Source organism: Bartonella sp. AP21QHHD, from assembly GCF_042196205.1.
Taxonomy (GTDB): domain Bacteria; phylum Pseudomonadota; class Alphaproteobacteria; order Rhizobiales; family Rhizobiaceae; genus Bartonella.
In genome coordinates this window covers 1-24,518 of record NZ_JBHIPT010000010.1, presented here as the reverse complement: position 1 = coordinate 24,518, position 24,518 = coordinate 1, and the positions used below count along the sequence as shown (strand labels likewise).

The following is a 24,518-nucleotide window of genomic DNA, read 5'->3' as shown; positions in this document are numbered from 1 at the left end:
AAAAAGGCAAGGCTTTTTTGCTTGATTTATTATTGACAATCGAACCTTTTTGTGCGATATTGGTTTTATCAAATTAAGGGGAGGCTAAATGAAACGAGAAGCGCTGCTTAGAGAGTTACGCAAAGAAGCCAGAAAAAAAGGTCTTCATTACAGTGAAGCTCCAGATGCAGGCAAAGGGTCACATTATTTGGTAACTTTTGGAGACAAAACAACTGCTATAAAATCGGGTGAATTAACGCCACTTTACGTGAAGATAATAAAAAAACAATTGGGAATATGAAACTCGTATTTCATACGTTTTTAATTTTTCGTTTCAAAAACATTTTGATCATAGTGAGGAGACCTAAACATGGAATATACGTATCAAGCAAAATTTGAAACTGATCCGGATGGTGGTTTTATTGTGACTTTTCCAGATGTACCTGAAGCAATAACAGCTGGAGAAAATAGAGTAGAGGCATTAGAGAATGCTGTTGAAGCTTTAGGGTTGGCATTACGGAGCTATTCTATGCGCGGTCTGCCTTTGCCTACACCACGGCAGTACAAAGATCTTGTAGAAGTTACGGTAGATGCGTGGAATGCTCTTAAGCTCGCAGTGGTAGAAGCCTTTAATGAAGCGAATATTACAAAAACAGAATTGGCACATCGTTTGGGTAAAAAAGAAACAGAAGCAAGACGCATTCTTGACCCCAATTATCCAACTAAGCTTCAAACTTTAGAGCAAGCACTGAGTGTTCTCGGCAAGCAAGTCGTTATTACAATAAAAAACGCGGCTTAACTATCTCCTCGCCTTTGAAGACGAGAAGATAAAATCATGTTTTTAAATCTAAGCAGCTTTTACAACAGATTTTTCTAAAACCTGTTTTGCTTCTTCAATGAGTGTTTTATACTGTTTGCTTTCTTCTACCAATGTAAAGGCTTTAACAAGATGCATGTGGAGAGGGCCATAAATGTAAACAGCCTTTTTAGTTGGAGACATTTTATCCCAATCTTTTGGAAAATCAAAGCGTGTATCACGGTCATTATCAACAGATTGGCTTTTTAACTTTTTTTCACACTCGATAAAGTAACGACGAGCTTGTCTGCCTTTCTCGTTGCGTTCAACCATGGAAAGCTCTTTTGCCATATCTAAAGTGAGATGGTATTCTATTACTGTAACAGCTCTAGATTTTGCGCTTCCCAATTTTGGGAACCGCAAATCTTGTGTTTTTATGAAGTCTTTACCTTCTTCAAATGTATATTGATTAATACGATCCGTAATCCAAGTAGCGAAACGTTTTCCTATTTCCATGAATGCGTGTAACTCACGAGCATTGACCGTTTGCACAATTTCTTGTTCAATAATTTTTTCTGATATTTTAATAAGAGTGTTCATAATATTGGTTCCTTTGTTTTAAAAGTTTAAGTATCCAGGGCTAAAACAACCGAACCAATTCAGTCCTTCACATCTTTAGGTTACCCTTGGACATACATGTGAAGACCCTGGACAAAATTTCTTATGATGGGCAACAGATCTTTCGGGATACTATTGAACCGATTGGTTACAGGTGTTTTAAGCCTGCTTCGTAACCTAATGGCTTTTAAAAATTTGTCAAGTTGTTCCTGATATGAGTTAGCATCTAATCATTGTTTTTTCAGAAGCTTCTGAAAATTTTTTGATCTCTCTGTTGATCTCGTCTATAAGAGGCTCGTAATTGAGAACGCTTTTCGGAATATTCCCACCGTAAACCCACGCTTTCACTTGCGCTTTGGTACTAAAATCCGCATTTTCTGGTGTGGTATAATACTGACCGCCATCAAACTTTTCACACTCTCTTGTACCGTCTTCATATTCGTAGAGGTTGTAAAAATACTCCTCTGCTCCATCTCCCCAAGGAACATACCCAACAGCCGTTGCGATAAACTTTTTTTGCATAGGCTGTTTACGTTTTTTAAAGAATCTTCGTTTTAATATTTCCATGTTTTAATTCCTATTTTTACCAACAGGTTAATTTGCCTCAAATTTGACCGTACAGAGCGTTTTGTATTGCTGGTGTGTTTTCATAAAATCTTTAAATCGCTTTGTACGGTACATTTTTGATGATTTAAACGCATATCTAATCACAAAACCATCAGCACTTTTCACTAGTTTGCTGTTTTAAGCCGCTTTTGAATTGCTACTGTTATGTTGCTCTTCACTAGGCTTGCCTATTCGCATGCATGAGATGGGTTTACCTCCTAATGCCTTGTTGCGCGTATTTTCAACAGCGATAAAAACTTTCTCAGCAGTGCCATAAAGCCTGCTTTCTAAATCACGACAATACTGCGCAAGATCAGCACAAGAGGGAACAAAGGTTGTTGATAGACCTTTGGCTTCTCCACGGATAAGATTTTTAACAGCTTGCAACAAAGACCAGAGTGAGATGCCGTTAAGAGCCGCGATATAAGCCTTTGCACGTGCCTTTGGATTCGAAACTTTTTGCATTGTCAAACCGCCTTCAAGCACATCAAGAGCCTCAGCAATATCTTCAACAGACGCTTTCAAGGAAAGCAAGTTTTGGACTGTCTGATACACTCCGAAAGCTTGTTCCTCCAGTGCTGGTGTCAATTTCATGCCACTGATCAAGGTCCATGGACAATCCCTTGTTATACATCGTATCATCTGATCTGTAATGTTTTGAAGCGGATTCACTAAATCCTGCTTTACGGATAAGATTACGGATTGTTTCTCCGGTACCACCACAAGTTCTTTGATCTTTTGAAAAGTTTCCATTGCTTCCACCATTTTTGTTCGTGTTTTTTGTTTTTTCTAAATCATCAACCGCCTTGCGCACCCAGTTACGCCACGTTGCTTGCCAATCGATTTTTGTTGCATTTGCTCCAGCTTTTGAACGCCAGTAATCTCGAAACTTTGCGATTTCGACTTTGACACGCTCTGAAGGCAAGCCCTCTTCGATTGCAAAATCGTAATCGGGTTCAAAGTCTTCAGGCAATCGACAGCCCCGATTAGCTTTTGACCGCTTGGCTTTTTCCGGAACGTTTTCTTGCTCGTGAATGAGAGGTTGGTTTTCTGATGATGTCGCGTTTTGCTCTGATTGGCTCTCAACAGCATCAACCTCAATTGGCTCTTCAACCAAATCGGTTGTTTCTAAATTTTCAGAACCAATTTCTTTTTTTTCTAAAACGATAGTTTTAGTTTTTTTATTATATATGTTATTGTCTATGTTAATGTGTTTCATCATGATGTCATCATGACCTCGTGATGACGTCATCATGACATCATCATGGTTCTTTGATGAGTTATCTTTATGCTTATTTTTCTTAGTATTTGCAGCTTTTATAGCTTTTTCTGAAAGTTTATTTAGATTCTCATTGCAATTTTTTAATTCTTCTTCAACATCGAGATTCCATAAACGACCATCTTCTAAACGAATGATGTATCCCTCTTCTAGCAAAACATTCAATGCTGTCTCAAATTTCTTTACTGAATAACCAGTGTAATGAGATAAAACTTTAATATTACAAAAAAGAGGTTCACCAGTACGAAGCATGCGAAATCGCAATCTCATATAGATATTACCTTCTACAGGAGGTAAATAATCGACGACCACCGCCCATTTATCGGCAAACAGTCTCGTCCATGGTATTTTACCGGACATGTATATCCCCTTCTTTCATTAAATATAAAATTGCCAAAGCATCTGCTTCGTTGTCGTCACAAGGCGCGTGACCTTTTGCACGCATTGCCTTAATCATTTCTGCTTTTGAGGCATTTCCTTTGCCTGTCATTGCTTTCTTAATGGTAGCAACGGGAATGCCTTCATATGGTATCTGATGATGTTCACACCACGCTGTTAAGGTTGCTAGAAAGCCCCCATAAATATGAGAAGCGTCTGTACCCACATGCCGGCGTACCTCTTCAAAATACACTGCATCAATTTCATCAACAGACCTTTTTAGTTCAGAAAGCCATTTCTTAAAGCGCAAGTAACGCATGCCACCGCCTTCAAAACGGCGTGATTGAAAATGTTCTGTATCACTTGTGATAAAACCATCTGCATCACGAAGCGCCCAGCCAGTCTTAGTGCCTAGATCAAGACAGAGAATGGTTTGTGCATTAGTGATCATAATCCCCCCTTAAGGCTCTACGTATTTATATGCGTGCTATGACAGAGCGTGTTGTGACTGCTTGTCTTGAAAAAATATTTATGAAAAAGTATCCTCCCAGCGATTCTAAAAAAGTGGGGGGAGTTATGATGCAAGAATGGGTAGTTGATAAGGTTGTATTTTTATTGCACCGGATAAATGATAGTGCTGTATTTTTGCTGCACTGGATAAGTGATAATCTTACGATTGCTCCTATCATTGCTACGATAGTTACTGGAATGGTGACACTTTTTGTGCAACAACGAAGCTTAAAAAAACAACTTAAAATCTTCCAACGACAAACTATAGCATCAGAAATCCAGACAGCTATTCTATTAGAAGATAAAAAAGTACGGGATTTGGGACCATATTTAAAATTGAAGGCAATATTCCTCCCACAAGAATATAAAGGTACCTCCCATGTTAAGGTAAAGCTGTGCATTAAAAATCTTACGACACAAGATATGATGATAAAGAATATACGCATATCGAAAAACAGTCCCTTTAAGTTTGTTAAAAACGCTTGCCCTTTTACTCAATGGAAATTTGACTCTTCGGAGGGACATCTCGTTATTAAAAGGACAACGCCCAAACTCATTGCGTTATGTCCCGAAAATATAAAATCAAATGCTTCATCAGAGTATGCTTTAAATTTTTTTATTATATCCGCTAAACGCTGTACTTTTTTAGATTTCATGATTACCTGCCGTAAGCCTAATTCTCGCAACATTGCAAATTTTACACTTGAACACACTTCAATTGTTAATCCAGAGGAAACATTCACTGTTCATTTTTGGGCTTCATATCCACGTTTAAAAGAGACTTATTATGAAGTTAATCCCAAAGATCCGCTTTTAATTAACGACCCTCATTTTTGGGATTAATGACACCAGAATTAAAAAACTTCTCCTGCAAAAATAAAATCGATCAATCTTGGTTCTTCTTTTTTGTTAATTAAGCAAATGATTTTATTATTTAATTTATCAATTAGCTCCATTTGTGAAGCCAACTTTAATCTTTGTTCATACAGGGTCTTATTTTTTTGCTTAATTAAAGTGGGTAGGTTTTCAAGTACTACTTGCTGTTGTTCAATTGACTTATCTCGCTCTGCAAGAGTGGCTTCATGCCATCTCATCCAACTATCAAATTTTGACTTATGCCATTCTTCTCGTTTTTTAAGAATTGTTGTGTGAGTTTCGTGTCGTTTCACAAGATCTTCTACGCTACAGTCACGACATGGTACTTTTCTCCATTCTTCCACCAATCTATTTCCATTCTTCATTTTCGTATTACAACCTATTAATCTACAAAACTGGGTGTAGATCTTCTTCAATATTCCGTTTCTCATGATCTTTCTTCTTTAAGAGTGTGAATGGTGCTGTTGATGTTCGTTATTATCTGTAGAAGCAGCAATAAAAGCAGGCATAGAGCTAGAACTATCCTTCAACTTTTGCAGCTTTAGATAATTTATTACGGAGATAGATCCTCTTTTTTCCCACTTGCAAACAGCTGCTTGAGTTACACCAAGCATTTTCGCCATTTCTGATTGTGTCCAATTAAATTTGCCCCGTATTGACTTAGTCAAATTCTTAAAATCTTCTCGTTGATCCATTTACAAGCTCCAATTACAGCTTTGTCTTATTTTATTCATATAATTATAGTTATATAAAGTCAATAAAATTTATCTTTATCAACGATAAAAAAATAAGGTAAGCAGAAGTATGAGTAATAAATCTAATATTATAAACACATTAAAAAAGATTTTGACCGAGTTTAACTTAACGCAAGAAGATGTAGCCAAACGGCTAAACGTAACACAAGCTTCAGTGTCTAAGTGGTTAAAAGATTCTGATCCACGCGGCTCTAATAGAGATGCCATTTTAGAATTATATAAAGAACTAAAAGGGGATAATCACTTCACAACTTTTGTTCCTCTTATGGGGTATATTGGAGCAGGAACACAGATAGATCCAAGTTTTGAACAAATCCCTGAAGATGGTCTTGAACAAGTAGAAATTCCTTTTGCTTTACCTGATGATATGGTTGCTTTTGAAGTTAAAGGAGATTCTATGATTCCAGCCTATAAAGATGGAGATATGGTTATCGTAAGACGGCGCCAAATTAAAACAATAGAATCCTTTTTTGGCAAAGAAGCCGTTATTTTAACACATGATAATAAAAGATATATAAAGCAGATTAGCAGGGGCATGAATGGTGAAATAGATCTGCTTTCTTGGAATGCCTTACCTATTAAGAATGTTAAAATTGTGTGGGTTGGAGAAATATTTGCTATTTTGCCAATAAGTTCTTACAGCAAGATGATTCGGACTTATCGCTAATTATCCTCCCCTCTTATTCAGCAAGATATTATAATATTTTTTATAAAAATATAATTTTTTATAATTTTTTGCTTGCTGTTTTATAATTATAGTTATATAAGTAATTATACAAACCACGCACAAACAATCGCCAAGAGGCGTTAGGGAGGAGAAATTATGGAAAATACAATTCTTATAAATTCTGATGAAATTTTATTAGTTGTCTATGATGATGATCAAAACATTGGTCGATCGGGACCACTGGATGAAAGCCAAGTTCTAAAAATTATTGACGAGGCAGATGATGCAATCCAAATCTTTCGCATCAATCCTTCTGAGAATAATTGTGAAGATATCTCTGAAGAAATTGCAGAAGCATATGTAAAAGAAAATATCGAACATCTCCACGAGGAGAGTAAAGTTCATGACTTTGTACTCGAAAGTGATGCTTACCAAGAACTTTTAGACGAGATCGCAGACGAAAAATATAATGATGAGATTTACGGTACTTATGAACAACAACACCGTTTGCGTCCTTGTGATGTGCTTTAAAAATTCTAAAGGGCGCTTTTAAAAGCGCCTCCCCTTTTCCCATCAATAATTGATTAGAGTAAACTTATGACCACACATGATACTCATATTCATAGTGAAGGATATCTCACGCCTGAAAACGAGGTAGACAACAAAATCGGTTATGTCCAAATGGTCAAAGCCCATGTAATGCATAGGCACTTACATTTGAAACAAGATTTTTCCACTTGGTTTAACGATTGTGTTGAAAAGTTTGATCTAAAAGAAGGCGTGGATTTTGTTTTTACAAAACAAGAATGGAACAGACAGAAGATTTGTCCAAAATCTGAAATAGAAACAGATAAAACTGATAATCATTACTTCAAAATTCACGCAGCAAGGAAAATTGCTCAAGCAGAACGTCATAGAAACTATGGCAGAATATTATACCAAAACTTATGTTTTTCTTAATTAAGGGGGTGATGATGCGAAACTTTATTACAATATCTGAAAACAATTTTCAAAACACAACTGTTCCCACCATGTCTAGTCGTGAAATTGCAGAGTTATGCGGTAAGCAACATGCGCATATTATGCGTGATATTCGACAAATGTTAGGAGAATTATATCCTGAAGGGGGTCAATCCAAATTTGGATCCACCTATTTAGATAAACAGGGTAAGCCCCAAAACTGTTACAACCTCCCTAAGCGTGAATGCCTTATCTTAGTTTCCGGTTACAGCATGACATTACGTGCTAGGATTATAGACCGTTGGCAAGAATTGGAAAAGCAAGCAGTAACACCACAAATCGACTATTCAAGTCCAAAGGCTATGATTGGCTTTTTGAATTACCTACAAGGTCAAATAGATCAAAAAGACACCATCATTGAAGATTTAACACCAAAAGCCATGGCTCTTGAAAGCTTACAACGTCATGACGGACTGTTTAGTCTTACAGAAACCGCTAAAATACTTGAGATGCAACCAAAACAATTCATTCTCTTCTTACAGCAAAAAGGTTGGGTTTACAGACGAGCAGTAGGTGGAAATTTGCTACCGTATCAAGACAAAATCCAAAAGAAACTTATGGATTGTCCAACTATCACACTTCAAACCGCAAGTGGAATAGAAAAAGTCATTCCTTGCGCAAAAATCACAGCAAAAGGAATTGGTGTGTTGTCTCAAGAGCTTAAAAGACAAAGCATGCATTAAGAGGAGGTTATCATGATAAAAAAGAAATATAAACTCACTGATGAAACAATCAAAATTGATGGAATAACGCTTTATCGCATACGCGCCTTAAAAGATTTTGATGATGTCAAAGAAGGCGACCTTGGAGGCTTTGTCGAGAGTGAATGGAATCTTAGCCATGATGATAATTGCTGGGTTGGAGGCAATGCTTGTATTTATCAAAATGCATATATCTCTGAAAATGCGAAGGTTTATGATGATGCCGAAGTTTATGGTAGTGCACGAATTAAACATAATGCACATGTTTACGGTTTTGCCGAAGTTTATGGAATGGCAACAGTTTCCGGTAATGCACGTATTTATGGCGACGCAAAAATTTATCGTGATGCGGATATTGATGGCGATAACGTCATGTCCACTGGAGAAAAAGCATGGTGAAAAAATACGAATTGACTAATGAAACCACCGATATTGTAAGTTGCCATACATTGTACCGCATTCGTGCTTTAAGAGATTTTGANTGACAATGCAAAAATTTATAATAACGCCCGAGTATATGGTGGTGGTCGCATTTTTGAAAACGCACAGATTTACGGAAATGCAATTGTTTATCCCAATGCAAGAGTTTATGGCGACGCAAAAATTTACGGAGATTCAGAGATCTGCGGAGAAAGCCGTATCACAACAAACGAGAAAAAATAAATCATGTATAAATATGGAATTAAACCTACCTTGTGTGCACAGTTAGTTGTGAGAAATACTCACAATCTAGGTGAACTTTGTATCACTATCTCTGGGTATAAAGACGAGCCTTATGTAGATACCATAATTTCTGAAGACATAATGCAGCCTATAAAATCCAAACTCTAACAACCAAACCAACTTTTAACACATGCGTGATTCACGCCACGGGGGAATTGCGCTCAAATAGGAGGAAATCAAGATGAGTGAACTAAGTACCACACAAACGGAATTAGTGGAAAAAACGAACGATTGTGAAATCAAACCTACAGCTATGGAGCTTATTTTAGAAAGAGCTTTAGAAAATGATGTCGATATGGATCGTCTCAAGAGCCTTCTTGAATTGCGAGAAAAGGAGATAGAACGACAAGAGTGTCAAAACTTTGTCCGTGATCTTTCTACTATACAAGTGGAATATAAAAATATCGAACAAAATGCCATTAATACACATACTAAAAGCCTCTATACAACGCTTGATAAATATATTGATGCTATTAAAGAACCTCTTGCAAAACATCACTTTGCCTTGTTCTCTCGTATCAAAGACCAGAGTTCAAATGACATAACTGTAGAAATGACTTTAAAGCATATATCGGGCAATGAAATATCAACACAAGGAACATTTCCCATTGATGCTACGGGAAGCAAAAATAACACACAAGCGGTTGGTTCTACTATAAGCTACGCACGTAGATATCTCTTAGGCATGCTTCTTAATGTTGCAAGAAAAGAAGACGATACAGATGGAATAACACTTCTTGCGGGTATCTCTTCTGAACAGATGAATGAAATCAAAGAATTAATTAAAAAAACACAATCTGAAGAAAGTAGGCTTCTCTCTTTCATAGGAGTAAAAAATCTAAAAGATATGTCTTTTAAACAAGCACAAACCGCTTTGTTTGCTTTGAAAAAAAAGCAGCGAAAGCAAATGAATAAAGCACAACAAGAGCAATTAGATGCACCTATACAAGATATTGAATATGCACCAACTCAACAACAAACGGCGGTGTGAAATGGAACAAAGAACAGCACAATGGTTTCAGGCCCGCTTGGGAAAAGTCACCGCTTCAAACGTTTACAACCTACTGAGTAAAACAGCAAAGGGAATGCCGACAAACAAATATGAAGACTACAAAATCAAACTTATAACAGAACGTTTAACTGGTGAAGTAAGCCAATCTTATCCAACGCCGGCTATGCAATGGGGCATTGAACATGAAGAAGATGCCTTGAAAGAATATGCATTTATTTATGATACAGAGATCATAGAGTGTGGTTTCATACAACACCCCACAATCAAAATGGCTGGTGCTAGTCCTGATGGGTTTGTTGGTGATGACGGTTTAGTTGAAGTCAAATGTCCACAATCACCAAACCATTTACGCTTCTTTATAGATGACACTATAAAGCCTGAATATAGCGCGCAAATACAATTCCAAATGGCTTGTACGGGACGAAAATGGTGTGATTTTATCAGTTATGACCCACGTTTTACGAGGCAATCAACATACTTACGCATGAAAATCAAACGCATTCACCGTGATGAAGAACACATTGAACAGATTAATCAAGCGGTCGAAGCTTTTTTAGCAGAAATAGAACAAGAGATGCAAAAGATTTTGACAAAAGCCGCTTGACGTTATGGGGGTGCTCTCTCCTCCCAGCACCCCCGCCTATTTATAATTATTCTCAACACTTAGATAATAAGGAAAGTTTTAAATGAACGAAGAAAAATTAACTGCCTCAATAGAAAAAGTAAGCTTATTCGAACAAGCTTTACTGTCGATGCGTTTGCAACGGCTTGTCAATATACAAGATCTCTCAATTTATCTCGGAATGTCAATGACATATATTAGAGAGCTTGTAAAAATCGGAGCTTTTCCTAAGCTTATACAAGAAGGACGATACCTAAAATGGGATCTTGTTGAAATTGATCGTTATATTGAAGCTAAAAAAACTGAAAGAGATTCTGTAGAATTGTCTTGAAGAAGTCCAAAGTAACGAACTGCTCGTAGAGACAGGTTAACAAAAATGACAGAAAATTATTGATAATAGCTTGATCATGAATAATTTAGTGACAATCGGTAATGATGGTATTGCCGTTAAGATCTCTTTAAAAATTACAGAGGGTGTGGGGAATAGCCACGCTACAGTTATAAAGCTTGTACATCAAAATATTGAAGACTTTCAAGAATTTGGAAGGGTTGGATTTGAAATCTCACCCTTTTGAAAAAAGGGTGTTCTATTTGCTGGAAGTTCAGTGACAAATTTGAAAAATGGAGATAAGAAACATCAACAGGCTTTAAAGCCTTCTCATAGTCAATAAATCTATTAAAAAAGGGGAAAAATGAAACAAACTTTAAAATTATTAAGCTGCATAGCTTTATTAAATATGGCTGGATGTAACTCAAAGCCTCCTTCAACATCCTTTGTTATATGGGAAAAGCCAGGTGTAAACTCTACTGAGGTAGGAAAAGCACTATTAGAGTGTGGTGCGCTATCTCCTTATAGTAGCGGTATAGACAATAGCAAATTAGGCATTCATGAATGGTCGATGATTCATGCTTGTATGATCCAATCAGGATTTCACTATAAAATTAAAGATGGGAAATGGTGTGAAAATTGTAAAGATGATAGGATTCCGGTATATTCTCTTAATAGTTCTATCAAGACTCAAAGAAGTGTTGAGAGACGCTTAAACAGCTCGTTTTGTAAAAACGACGGTATAATAAAACTTCTCAATATCAACACTCCGTTTTGCAATTGATCATCAACAATCAAAATGCTGTATGGGATAGTAATAGCTTATATGCGAACAGATTTTTTGGAACAACGCCATGCTCTCTTGGAACAGTGGGCTGCATTTATAACAGGAGCGACTTGACAGGATTATAACAATGTGTCTATTGTCGAATCAGGTGCCTAAGAAACATCTTGAATCGATAGCGGATAGATTGCCGAAACAATCTTTTCTCCGCGCCTTAAAGACTTTGACTCGTTGTATGCGTGTAGCATATAAAGGTTTTGTCGGGTGTAGCTATGCCATACAATACCCTTATGGGGAAAGCATAGCGACGGACTATCGACCGTGTTTCTTAGCGCCCGGCATTCCTCTGGAATGTCAATAAGAAACCTCTAATCGATAGGAGTTCATTATGAACATTCTTATAAAAATTACGGAACAAACAATTGATCAAGAAATAGTTCAAACAGTAAATGCACGTGAGTTGCATACGTTTTTGAAGGTCACATCTCGTTTTAACGATTGGATTATTAATCGTATTAAAGAATACGGTTTCCTAGAAAATAAGGACTTTGTGAGTTTTACTAAAAATTTAGTAAAACCTAATGCCCATCAAGAAAATCAAGGTGTTATGAGTTTCGGTAAAAATTTACCGAAACCTAAAGGTGGTCGTCCAAGTATCGAATATCACCTCACTCTAGACATGGCAAAAGAGCTTTCCATGGTTGAACGCAATGAGAAAGGCAGACAAGCTCGTCGTTACTTTATTGAGTGTGAGAAAAAGTTAAAAAGCCAATCTGTTGATTATGATAATGATACACGCTTTGATTTACCAAGCCATTGGGAGGGTATTGAGTGCTGGTGAAAAAGCTTTGTATCTTTTAGGTCCTATCCATGTGCGTCTTGTTGATGCTTTTAGAGTCGATGAAGAGAATAGAAAATATAAAGCTCTCATTAAAGAAGCTAAGCGGGTTTTAGCAAGGTCTGTTACGAAAGCTGCTTAGTTTGGAAAATTGATTCTATCTCCTCGTCTTTTATGGCGGGGAGGGGAATTGGGGAGTCGAAGCAAAACATGGTATGGTGATTTAGTTCCAAAATATGCCTCAAAAAAGCAGCAATGATTCGTATTTTAGTACTATCTCAATACCATCTGATAGCGTTATGATAGGGTTTTAAAAGGTGGTTTAGAAGGTGGTTTAATTTTTTCTAATTTCTAATAAATTACTGAAAAATAAGGGGAAATCCACATATCGTGGTGCGGACGGCGGGACTTGAACCCGCAAGGTCTTCGACCGGCAGATTTTAAGTCTGCTATGTTTACCGTTTTCATCACGTCCGCGATGTGAGTTCTCTCATAAGCTATATCTTTTATTGAATCAAGAATTAATGACAAAAGAAACATTTTTCATTTTTTAGTGAAATTTTGACTGACAATAGTTTCCTTTATCGATAGAAAAAGCTTTTATAATGTAAATAAAGTATGAAATGATTAGTGTTATGAGTCAATTTATTCAAGACGTCACAAAAGCTATGGTGGGATTGCATCACGTGTTTGCTGAAACACCACTTCAAAGAAATGATTTTCTTAGTCAAAAGTATGATGCAGAAATTTATTTAAAGCGTGAAGATTTAACACCGGTGCGGTCTTATAAGATTCGTGGTGCTTTCAATTTTGTTTCAGAAATGCTTAGCTGTATATCACCAGATTCTGCATTTGTTTGTGCTTCAGCGGGGAATCACGCGCAAGGGGTTTCTTTTGTTTGTCGTTATTTTAAACGTAAAGGCGTGATTTTCATGCCTATGACAACGCCACAACAAAAAATTGAAAAAACACGTATTTTTGGTAAAGAATTCATTGATATTCGTTTGGTTGGTGAAACATTTGATCAATGTTATGAAGCTGCGCAATCCTTTGTCGTAGAGAGCGGTGGTGTAATGGCTCCACCTTTCGATGATATTCGCATTATTACAGGGCAGGCAACAGTGCTTTGTGAAGCTGCTTTACAATGGAAAAAACTCAATGGAGAAAGTGAGCCAGATTTGATGATTGTGCCGGTAGGGGGGGGGGTTGGCAAGTGGAGTGAGCAAGTTTTTACATGAATATGGTTGGAAAACAAAGCTTCGTTTTGTTGAGCCGCAAAGAGCTGCAAGTTTGCTTGCTTGTTTGGAGAGTGGAAAACGCGTCAAGCTTGAAAGCATTGACACTTTTGTAGATGGTGCTGCTGTGGCTGAAATTGGTGCTCTAAACTATACAATTCTAAAGCAATTTCCCCCTGATTCTGTCATTACGGTTCCTGAAAACCGCGTTTGTTCTACGATGGTTGAAATGCTTAATGTTGAAGGTGTGGTTCTGGAACCGGCTGGTGCTTTATCGATTGATGCGCTTAACAGTATTCCTCCTCAAGAGTTAAAGGGGAAAAAAATTCTTCTCGTTATTTCAGGAGGTAATTTTGATTTTGAGCGTTTGCCAGAAATTAAAGAGCGTTCTTTACGTTTCCAAGGGTTGAGAAAATATTTTATTTTTAGTTTTCCGCAACATCCTGGTGCATTGCGTCATTTTCTTTCCACATTATCACCAGATGATGATATCGTACGTTTTGAATATCTTAAAAAGTCAGCGAGAAACTTTGGTTCTGTATTGGTTGCGATTGAAACAAAAAAATACGGTAATTTTTGTCTTTTAGAGGAAAAATTTCAAGCGTTAGGTTGGCGTTATCGTGATATTACTGATGATCAAACGTTATTTGATTTTGTTATTTGAGAAACTGAAATTTTACTAAAACAAGAAGTATAATGATGAAACCTATTTTTTATTCGGTGCTGAGTCTGTTTTTCTTTTTGATTGTTAATCAACAGAGTTTAGCATCTCAGCCAACAATAGTACAAAAAGATGAACTTTCAAGAGTCGTTGTTGATGTCAATAATGCTATAAAAAATGGGGATTTTATGCCTATTTCTCGTTATATGCCTGAGCGGCTTTATAAAGAGATGGCACATCGATTGAATACAACAGAGAGTGCTTTACGTAGTGATTTTCTTCAACAGTTGCATAAGAAATTTGAGGGGGTGCCTTCTGGTGCTTATTATTTAGATAAAGAAAATATAGAGTATTTACAAACTGATAACGGTACTTTGTATGCTTTAATTCCAACAGTTCTTGAGATGAAAGATCGCATCATTCAATATAAAACTTTGGCGATTTTTGATAAAACACAATGGTATTTAATTTATGGCGGTCAAAAAACTTTACAAAATCCAGTTTTTCTCGAGATTTATCCTGATTTTATCAAGGTACATTTACCGATGGACACAATCATCAAAAAGTAAACGATCTAAATATTGTTTTTATTCATGATAAATGTATTTCGTAAAGTTCTTGCTTTTTTATCATAATCCAAAGATAATAGAGATGAAGGCATTTAGGCTGGTTTGTTGGCTTTTTGTAAAGTGAAGTTTATACGCCTTTATCTTGATTTCAAGGTGTTCATGAGTTGCGCAAGCCGCTTTTTAGGCGTTGCTTCATTTAAAATGTCAGGGATTTCTCTTGCGCGGATTCTTGAGTGGAGAGTTCAGATGGTTACTTCTTTTGAGTTCTTCAGCTAAGGAAAGATTTTATTTTGCCTATAAAAGAAGAAAATGTTTTTACAAAGTTAGGTTTGCCTACTCTTTTGATTAAAAATTTACTCATTGCTGGGATGAGTAAACCTAAACCTATACAAGAACAAGCTATTCCAGTTATGTTGAAAGGACACGATATTTTAGGTGTTGCTCAGACAGGTTCTGGAAAAACCTTGGCATTTAGTTTGCCTATTTTAAGTCAGATTTTGGCTTTAGGTGATAAACGCTGCCCTAAAACTGCACGCGCTTTGATTTTAGCTCCAACGCGTGAACTTGCTGTGCAGATTGATGAAACGATTCGTACTGTGGCGAAAGGAGCACATCTTTCAACATGTCTTATTTTTGGGGGCGTATCACGTTTAAAACAAATTAAACGTATGGAAGCAGGTGTGGATGTTTTGATAGCGACTCCAGGGCGTTTGAGAGATCTTGTTCGTGAAAAGTGTGTTGATCTTTCCCAATCTCGTTTTTTGATTTTGGATGAAGCAGATCGTATGTTGGATATGGGTTTTATTCATGATGTTAAGCAAATTGCAAAGCTTTTGCATCAAGAGCGTCAGACAGCACTCTTTTCTGCAACAATGCCGAGGGAAATTGCTGTGCTTGCAAAATGTTTGCTCAATGATCCGGTTAAAATTGAAGTTGTTCCTCAAGGTACTACGGCTGTAGAGATTTGCCAAAAATTATATTGTGTTCCTACGAATGAAAAAAAGAATGTTTTAAGTAAACTTTTGACAAATCCAGCTTTTGATTCGGTTATTGTTTTTACTCGAACTAAACATGGGGCAGATGCTGTCACACGTAGTTTAGAAAAGGTAGGATATTTAGTCGCAACAATTCATGGGAATAAATCACAAGGTGCTCGCCAGTCTGCTTTAAAAGCTTTTCGTGAAAGATCTGTGCAGATCCTAGTGGCAACAGATATTGCTGCACGCGGTATTGATATACCAGGGATAAGCCACGTTATTAATTACGACTTACCAGATGAAGCTGAAAGTTATGTGCATCGTATTGGTCGTACAGGACGCAATGGTGCATCAGGTGAAGCACTTACGCTTTTTGATGAGAAGACAGAAAGGTCCCGCTTGCGTGCTATAGAGCGCTTGATTCGTATGAAATTGGTGGCTGAGTCTGTTCCAGAACAATTTGCAGCGTTTCCAGAAAAGCCAATTGTGCGAGAAAGTAGAGAAAAAGCAAATGATAAGGAACGCCGTTTTAAAAAATCTAAACGTCAAAAACAGTTTGTAAGTCGAAAAGATGATGCTGCACAGTTGCAACGAAAGAATTCTTCACCTCAAAATGAGAGGCATAAAAAAGCAAAAGCAGTAGTAAAGCGTGCAAAGCCTCTTCGTTTTCGAAAATCAGTTAAGAGGGCTGCTTAGATAAAGTCTTGAAAAAAGATCATGTACTGGAGATTTTTTACTTTTGTTGATTTATTCTCAATTGAAAAGAGCTATAAAATACTCTTGTCAAAGTAAGACGATCCTTTAGAGGTTTTCATTTTTTAGAAATGAAAACTTCTAACTTTTTGGATTTATTAAAAATCTTTATTGTAGAGGAAATTATTTATTTGCTTTATTCCTATTTTTTTAAATGGGAATAAAAGTAGATTTTATTTATATAAAACTATTTTTATAAAGGATGTGTTTTATCTTTAATGATAACTTTTAATTTTAAAAATTGATGTCTAATAATAACTCATTGTTTTATATATTGAATAATTCATTATATCGTATTTTTTTCATTTTGAAGTTATTTATGCGGATCAATCAAAAGTATTCGCTTGCACGTTATGTGTGAAGTTTTCATATAGATAATCATTTGAAAAATAAATAAAATAATTTTTATAAACTCTTTCCAAGGCAATGGGGGATTGCTGAGATTGAGAGTTGGAAAATAGTACGATGGTATGGCTTTTATTATAAATAAAGATGGGGCTGATCAATCGATTTCATTTTATACCATTTACGGGGGTGTCATTGTGAAAGAGTGTTGGGGTATTTAAGAGATATCTCTTTAAAAAAGCATGTGACTGCATAATACAATAGCGAGAATGTCATGATTTCTGAAGGCTTTCTCAGGATTCTTAACAATTTAGCTCGTTATCTTGGTTTTTACTGTAAAACTATTATTTGGGGGATATAAAGCCTATAAGATTTTATGTATTAAATGTTTTATGACAGTGTGGTGAACAAGGCAAGGTTGTTTGTAAAGCGTTGAAGTGGTTAGCAGGAGGAATAACCTGTTAGATAAGACGTCGGAGCGTTTACAGACTTGTTTTATGTTTTTTGCTTTTAGGATGGGGAGGGGGTTATGTGGGGTGTATGGAGATAATATATGACCTTGATTATTGTTTCTTCCATTTTTCAAAATGATTGCTTCATGAGCAGGTTTTTAAGTTTAACTCCTTTATTAAGTAGAAATCATTCTTTCTTTGGAAAAAAATATATGAGACCGATTCATTGCTGATGGAGCTTAATAACTCATCTCTGATGAAAGAAATCGTAATTTATAATGTGCAAATAATTGCTGTGTCCTCTTATAAAGGCGCGGTAGTTTGAAAAAAGTATTTAAAATGAATCAATCGCTTTTTGCGTTCATTGCAAAAAACACATCCCGTAGGATATTGCGTTTCTACTTTATTGCAAAAATCCTATTCCATTACTTTTATTAACGAATCCCTCATGTCTAAAAACTTTAGAAAAAACAATAAACTACGTGGAATAAAAGAAAAGTGGCTCCCCGGGCCGGATTCGAACCAGCGACCAACCGGTTAACAGCCGGTTGCTCTACCGCTGAGCTACCGGGGAATGGTGCCCAATCATCTCGTTGAAAAGGCTATAGCAAAGCAATACTGATTTGCAAAGGATAAAATTACTTTTTTTAAAAAAATATGATAAATTGTGTAATAAGAGGAAAAAAGGCGAGAGAATATTTCTACACCTTGACGGATGCGTTGCCTTCCCTTATTGAAACCTTTATGTTTGTTGACGAGGCCTCGTGGCGGAATGGTTACGCAGAGGACTGCAAATCCTTGTATCCCGGTTCGATTCCGGGCGAGGCCTCCAGCCGATTTTAAACGAAACGGCTTTTAAGGGAGATGAGGTATAGGAAAATAGATTATTTCCCTCTATTCTTGTGAAGACACTTTTGTATGAGAGATTATACAGTTAAAATCTAATTGTTGACTGTAGTATCCTTTTTTGTAACGCCCATAGTTTAAGAGATCTTTATCCCTTATTGTCGCTGTTTTGTTTGTTTTTTGTAGGTTAGGAGAAAATATTCGTTATGGTTGCAGATTTTGCTGAGCTTCGTCGCAAAATGGTTGACAATCAAATTCGTACAGTCGATGTAACGGATTTATCAGTTCTTGAAGCCTTTTTAACGGTATCTCGTGAAGATTTTGTATCGGAAGATATGAAAGTGTTAAGTTATCTTGATACTGATATTGTTCTATGTCCAGAGCAAGATGGGGTTCCTGCACGCTATTTGATGAAACCTGCGTCTCTAGCGAAATTACTACAGCTTGCCGCTGTAAAATCATCAGATGTTGTTTTAGATATTGGTGCAAATAGTGGTTATTGTGCAGCGTTGCTTGCAAAACTTGCAGGGTCTGTGATTGCGCTGGAAAGTGATAAATCTCTCTTTGAACGTGCTCTTGAAGCTTTAGAACGGAATCAATGTGATAATGTGGTTGTCGTTCATGGTCCATTAGAGAAAGGATATGCCGTTGAGGGACCTTATGACGTGATTTTCATTGAGGGATCTGTTGATTTTATTCCTCAAGGTATCTTTGATCAAATGAAAGACTGTGGACGTCTTGTTGTGGTTGAAGGGCATGGAAATGCTGCTGTTGCACAAATCTATATAAAAGAAGATGGGATCATCTCGGCTCGTCGTGCTTTTAACCTCGCTGTAAAGCCTCTTCCTTGTTTTTTCAAAACACCTGGTTTTGTGTTTTAGTGCTTGTTTGTTTTGTGAATAAAAGATAATTTTGTAATTTATTTGGGGTTTGTTATTGTGTGTATTATGTTTAGAGTAAACAAGAAGTTTCAGGCGTGTTTATTGCTGGTGTTGAGTGTTTTTCTATCAGAGGCTGTTTGTGCTGAAACATTGATGGATGCCTTTTCTAAGGCTTATAAATATAATGCTAAGTTGAATAGTGAACGTGCAGCTGTGCGTATATCCAGTGATGATGTTGTCATTGCGCGATCGGGGCTATTGCCACAAGTTGAGGGGGTTGGGAACTATGGGCGCAATAAGTCTTTTACAGGTCCTTATGTCACTTCTGGATCTATAGGAGTGAGATTAAATCAAAGATTATTTGATGGTTTTATCACGCAAAATATCTTTTCTTCAGCTCAAGTTAAGTTGCAGGCTCAGCGTGAATATCTTCGTAATGTTGAACAAAATACGTTTCTAGAGGCGGTGACCGCTTATGCTAATGTCTATCACGCACGTCGTGTTGCCGATCTTCGGAGAGAAAATTTGGCAGCTCTTGAGGAACAAGTTCGTTCTAATAAAGCAAAATTTGATGTGGGTGAAGGAGGGCATGTTGATCTTGCTCAAGCTCAAGCTGCACGTTCCGTGGCGGTTTCAGAGCTGAGTCTTGCTCGTTCTGATGTAAAAGCAGCAGAGGCAGTGTATCGACAAGTTATTGGTTCTGATCCTGAAAAGTTAAAACGCCCACCTCTAGCCAAAGATTTTCCCGTCAACCTTGATATGGCTTACCAAATGAGCGTTGTGATGCATCCAGCAATCCTTTATGCTAAATATTTAGTTGATGCGAGTGTTTATAATGTAAAGGCGAAAGAAGGGGCATTGCTCCCTAAAGTTGATTTTTCTGCAACAGCATCTTATAATCGAATCTACAGCGGGGTTGGAGAAGATGGCGTTTCTAAATCGATAGGGTTGTCAGTAAGTGTCCCAATCTTTGAAGGAGGGCGTACGTCTGCGCAAATTCGCCAATCAAGGGAACAGCTTGGACAGGCGCAGCTTCAACTCGATTTGGCGCATAGTAATACGCGACAAGCACTTACTTCTGCTTGGTTTCAGTTGGAGGGCGCACGCTCATCTGTTGTTGCTTACCGTGAAAGTGTTCGTGCTGCTGAAATTGCTCTGAAAGGTCGTGTTCAAGAAAATCGCGTAGGGCAAGCAACGACGCTGGATGTTTTAAATTCTCGTACTCTATTGATTAATGCTCAGATTGCGCTTGCAATGGCAGAGCGTAATGCTGTTGTGGCGAGCTATAGTGTTCAATCTTCTATTGGTAAATTGACTGCAAGTTATTTAGGTTTAAAAACAATTAAATATATCCGATAATACATAAAAGTATCTCTTTGAATCTTATTAAATTATTTTAGTTTTTAAAAGATTAGTAAATCAACAGTTGAATATGTTGAAAGATATTGCGGCGAGATATTATTTTTACTAAGTGTAGAAAACTGTGTGTAGCGCCCTCTTTATGACAAGCATATTTGAAAATATCGTAGGAGGCATGTTGATCTTATAATTCTTTTGCATACACTGAAAATATGATTCTATTTGTTGTTGCGTCTTTGAGAGGTTGTAAAGTATGGTACAGAGTTCAAGCGTGTTACGTGAGCCAAGTATGGATGAAATTTTAACATCTATTCGTGAAATAATCGAAGAAAATGCGGTTCAATCTGATCACTTTTTAAATGAAGATGTTGCAGTGAATGCTTCAGAAGTGGCATCCGAGGGTATTTATGATACAACCTTATCGGTTGATGATGCTATGAAAGCTTTAGCTGATCGTATTGGTCTTTCTTCTGAAAATCAAGGAGGGAAGATAACGCAAGAGAAAGAGGATATAGAGGCAGAAAATAATACAGTTGGTATGGATATGCAAAAGATGAAGCTTTCTTCTGAAGAACGGAATTCTGTTTATAAAGCAAAAGAATATGAAGATGAGATAAGGAAATCACAGTCAGACGCTGGAAGGGATGGTCATGTGGAATTGTCTGCATATTGTATTTCTTCTGCAGAAAAGATTGCAAAGGATGTGTTGCGTCCGGCTATAGCAGAATGGTTACAGTCTAAATTGCCTATTTTGCTGGAAGATATTTTGCGTGAAGAGATTGTGAAGGCGATTAAAAAATCGTCTTAATTATTTTTATGTTTTTCATTTTATGGGGATTTTGTTTGCGATTTTGCGAGCTCTCTAGTGAATGGCTGAGATTCACGAGATTCTGATCAGGTTTTGATCATATATTGTGTTTTTCAGCGGCGTTATGGATGGATAGAATGTTAGAAAAAAACTATGATGCTTCCTCTATAGAGCAACGGGTTGCAAAGAGATGGGAGACTCGTGGGGCTTTTAAAGCGGGAGCTGGTTCTAAAAGCGATGCAGAACCTTTTTGCGTTATGCTTCCACCTCCTAATGTTACAGGCTCACTTCATATGGGGCATGCGCTCAATACGACAATTCAAGATATAATAGTTAGATTTCAGCGGATGCGTGGCAAAAATGTGTTGTGGCAGCCTGGTATGGATCATGCTGGGATTGCTACGCAAATGGTTGTGGAACGTCAACTTGCAGAACGTCAAGAGCCAACGCGTCAAGAAATGGGGAGAGAAAAGTTTATTGAGCGTATTTGGGAATGGCGTTATGAAACTGGAGGCGTTATTGCAAACCAGTTGCGTCGCCTTGGGGTTTCATGTGATTGGTCGCGTGAGCGGTTTACAATGGATGAGGGGTTGTCGCAGGCGGTTCGTGAAGTCTTTGTCACGCTTTATAAGCAAGGGTTGATATATAGGGATAAGCGCCTCGTCAATTGGGATCCTAAATTGTTGACAGCTATTTCAGATCTTGAAGTTGAGCAAAAAGAAGTTCAAGGACATTTGTGGCACTTTAGATATCCACTTGAAGGTAAAACTTTTGATCCAAATGATGCTACAACTTTTATAACAGTGGCGACAACACGACCAGAAACAATGCTTGGTGATACAGGAATTGCTGTTAATCCTGAAGATGAGCGTTATAAACATCTTATCGGTAAAAATGCTCTTTTGCCGCTTGTTGGTCGTAAGTTATTAATTGTTGGTGATAGCCATGCTGATCCTGAGGCTGGAAGTGGTGCTGTAAAAATCACACCAGCTCATGACTTTAATGACTTTGAAGTAGGACAGCGTAATCATTTACGCTTGATCAATATTTTTACCCAGCAAGCCGAGATTTTTCTTCGTGAAAATGAAGCATTTTTCGATGGTTTGATTTTATCAGATGAATTAAAAATGTTAGTAGAAAATCTCGATAAATCTGATCGTTTTGTTGCTCGCCAGAAGATTGTTTCTTTGATGGAAGAACAGGGATATTTAGCTTCTGTTGATGATCATACCCATATGGTTCCTCATGGAGATCGCAGTGGTGTCCCTATTGAGCCTTTTTTGACAGATCAATGGTATGTTCATGCTGCTGAATTAGCAAAGCCAGCGATAGAGGCTGTTCAACAAGGCAAAACGCAGTTCGTTCCCGATAACTGGAAAAAGACGTACTTCAATTGGATGGAAAATATTCAACCTTGGTGCATTTCTCGCCAATTATGGTGGGGACATCAGATTCCTGCTTGGTATGGTCCTGATGGAACGGTTTTTGTTGAAAAAAGTGAAAAAGAGGCTTTAGATTCAGCTTTTGCTCATTATGGTGAGGTTGTTGACTTAATCCGTGATCCGGATGTTTTAGATACGTGGTTTTCATCAGCTCTTTGGCCTTTTTCAACATTAGGATGGCCAAATAAAACGACTGAATTATCTACTTTTTACCCAACATCTTTATCTGTGACAGGATTTGATATTATTTTTTTCTGGGTTGCTCGTATGATGATGATGGGACTTCACTTTATAGGTGACGTTCCTTTCCCAACGGTTTATGTGCATGCTCTTGTGCGGGATCAAAAGGGCGCAAAGATGTCAAAATCAAAGGGAAATATTATTGATCCCTTAGAGCTTATTGATCAATATAGTGCTGATGCACTTCGATTTACTTTAGCTATTATGGCAGCACAAGGTCGTGATGTAAAACTTGATGTTTCCCGTATTGCTGGTTATCGTAATTTTGCTACGAAATTGTGGAATGCTACCCGATTTGCACAGATGAATGGTGTGAAGCATGATCCAGCTTTTAAACCAGAACAAGCAAAATTGGCGCTTAATCGTTGGATTTTAACAGAGTTATCTAAAACAATTTCAGCAGTTACGACTGGTATTGAACACTATAAATTTAATGAGTCTGCTGCCACTCTTTACCGTTTCATTTGGAATACATTATGTGATTGGTATTTGGAGCTTCTCAAACCTATTTTTCAGGGGGAAAATGAAGATGCTAAAAATGAGGCTCAAGCTTGTACTGCTTGGGTTTTAGATGAAGTTTATAAACTTCTTCATCCTTTTATGCCTTATATGACGGAAGAGTTGTGGTCTCTTACAGAAACGCAAGCCATCAAGCGTGAGGATATGCTCGCATTGACAAAATGGCCAGAGGAAACATTGATAGATGAAGAAGCTGCTGATGATATTAATTGGCTTATTGATGTCGTCACAGGGATTCGGTCTGTACGTTTTGAAATGAATATTCCAGTGGCTACACAAGCACCTCTTGTTGTTGTCGAAGGAGGGGAAGTAACGCGAGAGCGTGTGAAGCGTTATGATGCACTTCTTAAAAAATTAGCGCGTATTGAAGTTATTGATTTCTCTGATAAAGTTCCGGAAGTATCAGCACAAATGATTTTGGGAGAGGCTGTTTTTTGTTTACCATTAGGACAGTTGATTGATTTGGAGGCTGAACGTGTTCGTTTGAGGAAGGATGTCAGTAAAATTGAACAAGATATTGAAAAAATATCGCTTAAGTTAAACAACCCCCAATTTATAGCAAATGCAAAAGCAGAAATTGTTGAGCGTGAGCGGAATAGGGTTGTAGAACTGCGTGCAGCGCAGAAAAAAATATTTGTTGCTTTAGAGCGGTTAGATTGATTTCAACTTTTTATTTTTTTGATAGATAATTGCATACCAGTAGGGCTAGTATAGATCTTCTTTAAAAGGAAACTTTTTCTTTTGTTAGTTTTTCATGAACGATCATAAAATCTCTACTGAAATCCATTGTTTTATGTTTATCATTAAAGAGACATCTTTTAAGGCATCCAAGCTTATTCCACGACGTAGATCATGAATGGTATATAAAAAGCAAGTAAAATAAAATAGTTATGTCTAATATGGGGGAATAGGTGAATCTTGATTCTATTGAGTTTTTTT

27 protein-coding genes, 3 tRNA genes and 3 pseudogenes are annotated in these 24,518 nt (G+C 37.2%); 24 read left to right on the top strand and 9 right to left on the bottom strand.

The annotated features are described in order from the left end of the window. Nucleotides 1–88 precede the first annotated feature (88 nt). Nucleotides 89–280, top strand: coding sequence for a hypothetical protein (locus ACFIMC_RS00330; protein WP_375668690.1), 192 nt, complete (start codon nucleotides 89–91; stop codon nucleotides 278–280). Between the two features lie 69 nt (nucleotides 281–349). Continuing rightward, nucleotides 350–778, top strand: a complete 429-nt coding sequence (locus tag ACFIMC_RS00325; protein WP_375633209.1) for a type II toxin-antitoxin system HicB family antitoxin — start codon at nucleotides 350–352, stop codon at nucleotides 776–778. Nucleotides 779–826: 48 nt separating this feature from the next. Here ACFIMC_RS00325 and ACFIMC_RS00320 read toward each other — a convergent pair whose 3' ends face one another. From ACFIMC_RS00320 to ACFIMC_RS00300, 5 genes are all read right to left on the bottom strand, one after another. After that, entirely contained in the window at nucleotides 827–1,375 is a 549-nt protein-coding gene (locus ACFIMC_RS00320) for an antA/AntB antirepressor family protein (protein ID WP_375633208.1), read from the bottom strand. 237 nt (nucleotides 1,376–1,612) lie between these two features. Next, nucleotides 1,613–1,960, bottom strand: coding sequence for a hypothetical protein (locus ACFIMC_RS00315; protein ID WP_375668691.1), 348 nt, complete (start codon nucleotides 1,958–1,960; stop codon nucleotides 1,613–1,615). A gap of 177 nt (nucleotides 1,961–2,137) precedes the next feature. After that, nucleotides 2,138–2,554 carry a hypothetical protein gene (locus tag ACFIMC_RS00310; protein ID WP_375668692.1) on the bottom strand — a complete coding sequence of 139 codons (417 nt, stop codon included), beginning with the start codon at nucleotides 2,552–2,554 and terminating at the stop codon, nucleotides 2,138–2,140. Further along, entirely contained in the window at nucleotides 2,508–3,638 is a 1,131-nt protein-coding gene (locus tag ACFIMC_RS00305) for a hypothetical protein (protein WP_375668693.1), read from the bottom strand. The genes ACFIMC_RS00310 and ACFIMC_RS00305 overlap by 47 nt, the downstream gene beginning before the upstream one ends. Beyond that, nucleotides 3,628–4,107 carry a crossover junction endodeoxyribonuclease RuvC gene (locus ACFIMC_RS00300; RefSeq protein WP_375668694.1) on the bottom strand — a complete coding sequence of 160 codons (480 nt, stop codon included), beginning with the start codon at nucleotides 4,105–4,107 and terminating at the stop codon, nucleotides 3,628–3,630. Before ACFIMC_RS00300 ends, ACFIMC_RS00305 begins: the two co-directional genes overlap by 11 nt. A gap of 29 nt (nucleotides 4,108–4,136) precedes the next feature. On the opposite strand from ACFIMC_RS00300, the gene ACFIMC_RS00295 reads away from it, so the two are divergent. Then, nucleotides 4,137–5,009: a hypothetical protein gene (locus ACFIMC_RS00295; RefSeq protein ID WP_375668695.1), complete on the top strand. Its 873-nt coding sequence runs from the start codon at nucleotides 4,137–4,139 to the stop codon at nucleotides 5,007–5,009. Between the two features lie 11 nt (nucleotides 5,010–5,020). On the opposite strand, the gene ACFIMC_RS00290 is transcribed toward ACFIMC_RS00295, so the two are convergent. Beyond that, nucleotides 5,021–5,473 (bottom strand): hypothetical protein, encoded by a 453-nt coding sequence (locus tag ACFIMC_RS00290; RefSeq protein ID WP_375668696.1) that lies wholly within the window; start codon nucleotides 5,471–5,473, stop codon nucleotides 5,021–5,023. A 12-nt stretch (nucleotides 5,474–5,485) separates the two neighbouring features. Further along, nucleotides 5,486–5,737: a helix-turn-helix transcriptional regulator gene (locus ACFIMC_RS00285; RefSeq protein WP_375668697.1), complete on the bottom strand. Its 252-nt coding sequence runs from the start codon at nucleotides 5,735–5,737 to the stop codon at nucleotides 5,486–5,488. A 109-nt stretch (nucleotides 5,738–5,846) separates the two neighbouring features. Here ACFIMC_RS00285 and ACFIMC_RS00280 point away from each other — a divergent pair, with 109 nt between their 5' ends. The 13 genes and pseudogenes from ACFIMC_RS00280 to ACFIMC_RS00220 all read left to right on the top strand — a co-directional run bounded on the left by ACFIMC_RS00280 (nucleotide 5,847) and on the right by ACFIMC_RS00220 (nucleotide 12,634). Then, nucleotides 5,847–6,464 carry a helix-turn-helix transcriptional regulator gene (locus ACFIMC_RS00280; RefSeq protein WP_375607534.1) on the top strand — a complete coding sequence of 206 codons (618 nt, stop codon included), beginning with the start codon at nucleotides 5,847–5,849 and terminating at the stop codon, nucleotides 6,462–6,464. Between the two features lie 156 nt (nucleotides 6,465–6,620). Then, complete coding sequence (locus ACFIMC_RS00275) at nucleotides 6,621–6,995, top strand: hypothetical protein (protein WP_375680957.1); 375 nt, start codon at nucleotides 6,621–6,623, stop codon at nucleotides 6,993–6,995. Between the two features lie 66 nt (nucleotides 6,996–7,061). Further along, complete coding sequence (locus ACFIMC_RS00270) at nucleotides 7,062–7,424, top strand: antA/AntB antirepressor family protein (protein ID WP_375680956.1); 363 nt, start codon at nucleotides 7,062–7,064, stop codon at nucleotides 7,422–7,424. A gap of 14 nt (nucleotides 7,425–7,438) precedes the next feature. Further along, nucleotides 7,439–8,167 (top strand): Rha family transcriptional regulator, encoded by a 729-nt coding sequence (locus ACFIMC_RS00265; protein WP_375680955.1) that lies wholly within the window; start codon nucleotides 7,439–7,441, stop codon nucleotides 8,165–8,167. 12 nt (nucleotides 8,168–8,179) lie between these two features. Then, the gene (locus ACFIMC_RS00260; protein ID WP_375672121.1) at nucleotides 8,180–8,584 is read left to right on the top strand and encodes a hypothetical protein; all 405 of its coding nucleotides are present in this window, start codon (nucleotides 8,180–8,182) and stop codon (nucleotides 8,582–8,584) included. A gap of 78 nt (nucleotides 8,585–8,662) precedes the next feature. Then, nucleotides 8,663–8,848: a hypothetical protein gene (locus tag ACFIMC_RS00255; protein WP_375685613.1), complete on the top strand. Its 186-nt coding sequence runs from the start codon at nucleotides 8,663–8,665 to the stop codon at nucleotides 8,846–8,848. A gap of 241 nt (nucleotides 8,849–9,089) precedes the next feature. After that, entirely contained in the window at nucleotides 9,090–9,899 is an 810-nt protein-coding gene (locus ACFIMC_RS00250; RefSeq protein ID WP_375672123.1) for an ERF family protein, read from the top strand. A gap of 1 nt (nucleotide 9,900) precedes the next feature. Continuing rightward, complete coding sequence (locus ACFIMC_RS00245; RefSeq protein ID WP_273790348.1) at nucleotides 9,901–10,524, top strand: lambda exonuclease family protein; 624 nt, start codon at nucleotides 9,901–9,903, stop codon at nucleotides 10,522–10,524. 82 nt (nucleotides 10,525–10,606) lie between these two features. Then, nucleotides 10,607–10,873 carry a helix-turn-helix transcriptional regulator gene (locus ACFIMC_RS00240; RefSeq protein WP_375672124.1) on the top strand — a complete coding sequence of 89 codons (267 nt, stop codon included), beginning with the start codon at nucleotides 10,607–10,609 and terminating at the stop codon, nucleotides 10,871–10,873. A gap of 76 nt (nucleotides 10,874–10,949) precedes the next feature. Continuing rightward, complete coding sequence (locus ACFIMC_RS00235) at nucleotides 10,950–11,117, top strand: hypothetical protein (protein ID WP_167309078.1); 168 nt, start codon at nucleotides 10,950–10,952, stop codon at nucleotides 11,115–11,117. A gap of 117 nt (nucleotides 11,118–11,234) precedes the next feature. Next, entirely contained in the window at nucleotides 11,235–11,654 is a 420-nt protein-coding gene (locus ACFIMC_RS00230; RefSeq protein WP_375607459.1) for a hypothetical protein, read from the top strand. A gap of 36 nt (nucleotides 11,655–11,690) precedes the next feature. Next, a pseudogene (locus ACFIMC_RS00225) lies at nucleotides 11,691–11,771 on the top strand (integrase dna protein); the annotation flags it as partial. 271 nt (nucleotides 11,772–12,042) lie between these two features. Beyond that, nucleotides 12,043–12,634: pseudogene (locus ACFIMC_RS00220) on the top strand (antA/AntB antirepressor family protein). 249 nt (nucleotides 12,635–12,883) lie between these two features. On the opposite strand, the gene ACFIMC_RS00215 reads toward ACFIMC_RS00220, so the two are convergent. Beyond that, nucleotides 12,884–12,969: transfer RNA gene (locus ACFIMC_RS00215), tRNA-Leu, on the bottom strand. A gap of 146 nt (nucleotides 12,970–13,115) precedes the next feature. Here ACFIMC_RS00215 and ilvA point away from each other — a divergent pair. From ilvA to ACFIMC_RS00200, 3 genes and pseudogenes are all read left to right on the top strand, one after another. Continuing rightward, nucleotides 13,116–14,391 (top strand): annotated as a pseudogene (gene ilvA, locus ACFIMC_RS00210) (threonine ammonia-lyase IlvA). Between the two features lie 35 nt (nucleotides 14,392–14,426). Continuing rightward, nucleotides 14,427–14,957: a hypothetical protein gene (locus ACFIMC_RS00205; RefSeq protein WP_375638347.1), complete on the top strand. Its 531-nt coding sequence runs from the start codon at nucleotides 14,427–14,429 to the stop codon at nucleotides 14,955–14,957. A 290-nt stretch (nucleotides 14,958–15,247) separates the two neighbouring features. Further along, nucleotides 15,248–16,630: a DEAD/DEAH box helicase gene (locus tag ACFIMC_RS00200; RefSeq protein ID WP_375675581.1), complete on the top strand. Its 1,383-nt coding sequence runs from the start codon at nucleotides 15,248–15,250 to the stop codon at nucleotides 16,628–16,630. A gap of 1,353 nt (nucleotides 16,631–17,983) precedes the next feature. Here ACFIMC_RS00200 and ACFIMC_RS00195 read toward each other — a convergent pair. Next, nucleotides 17,984–18,058, bottom strand: a tRNA-Asn gene (locus tag ACFIMC_RS00195). Nucleotides 18,059–18,242: 184 nt separating this feature from the next. Between ACFIMC_RS00195 and ACFIMC_RS00190 the strand changes: the two genes are divergently transcribed. From ACFIMC_RS00190 to ACFIMC_RS00170, 5 genes are all read left to right on the top strand, one after another. After that, nucleotides 18,243–18,316: transfer RNA gene (locus ACFIMC_RS00190), tRNA-Cys, on the top strand. Between the two features lie 220 nt (nucleotides 18,317–18,536). Beyond that, complete coding sequence (locus ACFIMC_RS00185) at nucleotides 18,537–19,211, top strand: protein-L-isoaspartate O-methyltransferase (protein ID WP_375613722.1); 675 nt, start codon at nucleotides 18,537–18,539, stop codon at nucleotides 19,209–19,211. Between the two features lie 66 nt (nucleotides 19,212–19,277). Further along, nucleotides 19,278–20,570 carry a TolC family outer membrane protein gene (locus ACFIMC_RS00180; protein WP_375651365.1) on the top strand — a complete coding sequence of 431 codons (1,293 nt, stop codon included), beginning with the start codon at nucleotides 19,278–19,280 and terminating at the stop codon, nucleotides 20,568–20,570. Nucleotides 20,571–20,823: 253 nt separating this feature from the next. Beyond that, on the top strand, nucleotides 20,824–21,378 hold the full coding sequence (locus ACFIMC_RS00175) for a DUF2497 domain-containing protein (protein ID WP_375612445.1): 555 nt from the start codon (nucleotides 20,824–20,826) through the stop codon (nucleotides 21,376–21,378). Nucleotides 21,379–21,515: 137 nt separating this feature from the next. Beyond that, a complete protein-coding gene (locus ACFIMC_RS00170; protein ID WP_375672127.1) occupies nucleotides 21,516–24,239 on the top strand; it encodes a valine--tRNA ligase in 2,724 nt (907 codons plus the stop codon). Nucleotides 24,240–24,518 lie beyond the last annotated feature (279 nt).

Excerpts from the sequence above, each read along its gene's own strand:
- ACFIMC_RS00330 (WP_375668690.1), top strand. The coding sequence starts at position 89 with ATGAAACGAGAAGCGCTGCTTAGAGAGTTACGCAAAGAAGCCAGAAAA.
- ACFIMC_RS00325 (WP_375633209.1), top strand. The coding sequence starts at position 350 with ATGGAATATACGTATCAAGCAAAATTTGAAACTGATCCGGATGGTGGT.
- ACFIMC_RS00320 (WP_375633208.1), bottom strand. The coding sequence starts at position 1,375 with ATGAACACTCTTATTAAAATATCAGAAAAAATTATTGAACAAGAAATT.
- ACFIMC_RS00315 (WP_375668691.1), bottom strand. The coding sequence starts at position 1,960 with ATGGAAATATTAAAACGAAGATTCTTTAAAAAACGTAAACAGCCTATG.
- ACFIMC_RS00305 (WP_375668693.1), bottom strand. The coding sequence starts at position 3,638 with ATGTCCGGTAAAATACCATGGACGAGACTGTTTGCCGATAAATGGGCG.
- ACFIMC_RS00300 (WP_375668694.1), bottom strand. The coding sequence starts at position 4,107 with ATGATCACTAATGCACAAACCATTCTCTGTCTTGATCTAGGCACTAAG.
- ACFIMC_RS00295 (WP_375668695.1), top strand. The coding sequence starts at position 4,137 with ATGCGTGCTATGACAGAGCGTGTTGTGACTGCTTGTCTTGAAAAAATA.
- ACFIMC_RS00290 (WP_375668696.1), bottom strand. The coding sequence starts at position 5,473 with ATGAGAAACGGAATATTGAAGAAGATCTACACCCAGTTTTGTAGATTA.
- ACFIMC_RS00285 (WP_375668697.1), bottom strand. The coding sequence starts at position 5,737 with ATGGATCAACGAGAAGATTTTAAGAATTTGACTAAGTCAATACGGGGC.
- ACFIMC_RS00280 (WP_375607534.1), top strand. The coding sequence starts at position 5,847 with ATGAGTAATAAATCTAATATTATAAACACATTAAAAAAGATTTTGACC.
- ACFIMC_RS00275 (WP_375680957.1), top strand. The coding sequence starts at position 6,621 with ATGGAAAATACAATTCTTATAAATTCTGATGAAATTTTATTAGTTGTC.
- ACFIMC_RS00270 (WP_375680956.1), top strand. The coding sequence starts at position 7,062 with ATGACCACACATGATACTCATATTCATAGTGAAGGATATCTCACGCCT.
- ACFIMC_RS00265 (WP_375680955.1), top strand. The coding sequence starts at position 7,439 with ATGCGAAACTTTATTACAATATCTGAAAACAATTTTCAAAACACAACT.
- ACFIMC_RS00260 (WP_375672121.1), top strand. The coding sequence starts at position 8,180 with ATGATAAAAAAGAAATATAAACTCACTGATGAAACAATCAAAATTGAT.
- ACFIMC_RS00250 (WP_375672123.1), top strand. The coding sequence starts at position 9,090 with ATGAGTGAACTAAGTACCACACAAACGGAATTAGTGGAAAAAACGAAC.
- ACFIMC_RS00245 (WP_273790348.1), top strand. The coding sequence starts at position 9,901 with ATGGAACAAAGAACAGCACAATGGTTTCAGGCCCGCTTGGGAAAAGTC.
- ACFIMC_RS00240 (WP_375672124.1), top strand. The coding sequence starts at position 10,607 with ATGAACGAAGAAAAATTAACTGCCTCAATAGAAAAAGTAAGCTTATTC.
- ACFIMC_RS00235 (WP_167309078.1), top strand. The coding sequence starts at position 10,950 with ATGAATAATTTAGTGACAATCGGTAATGATGGTATTGCCGTTAAGATC.
- ACFIMC_RS00230 (WP_375607459.1), top strand. The coding sequence starts at position 11,235 with ATGAAACAAACTTTAAAATTATTAAGCTGCATAGCTTTATTAAATATG.
- ACFIMC_RS00205 (WP_375638347.1), top strand. The coding sequence starts at position 14,427 with ATGAAACCTATTTTTTATTCGGTGCTGAGTCTGTTTTTCTTTTTGATT.
- ACFIMC_RS00185 (WP_375613722.1), top strand. The coding sequence starts at position 18,537 with ATGGTTGCAGATTTTGCTGAGCTTCGTCGCAAAATGGTTGACAATCAA.
- ACFIMC_RS00180 (WP_375651365.1), top strand. The coding sequence starts at position 19,278 with ATGTTTAGAGTAAACAAGAAGTTTCAGGCGTGTTTATTGCTGGTGTTG.
- ACFIMC_RS00175 (WP_375612445.1), top strand. The coding sequence starts at position 20,824 with ATGGTACAGAGTTCAAGCGTGTTACGTGAGCCAAGTATGGATGAAATT.
- ACFIMC_RS00170 (WP_375672127.1), top strand. The coding sequence starts at position 21,516 with ATGTTAGAAAAAAACTATGATGCTTCCTCTATAGAGCAACGGGTTGCA.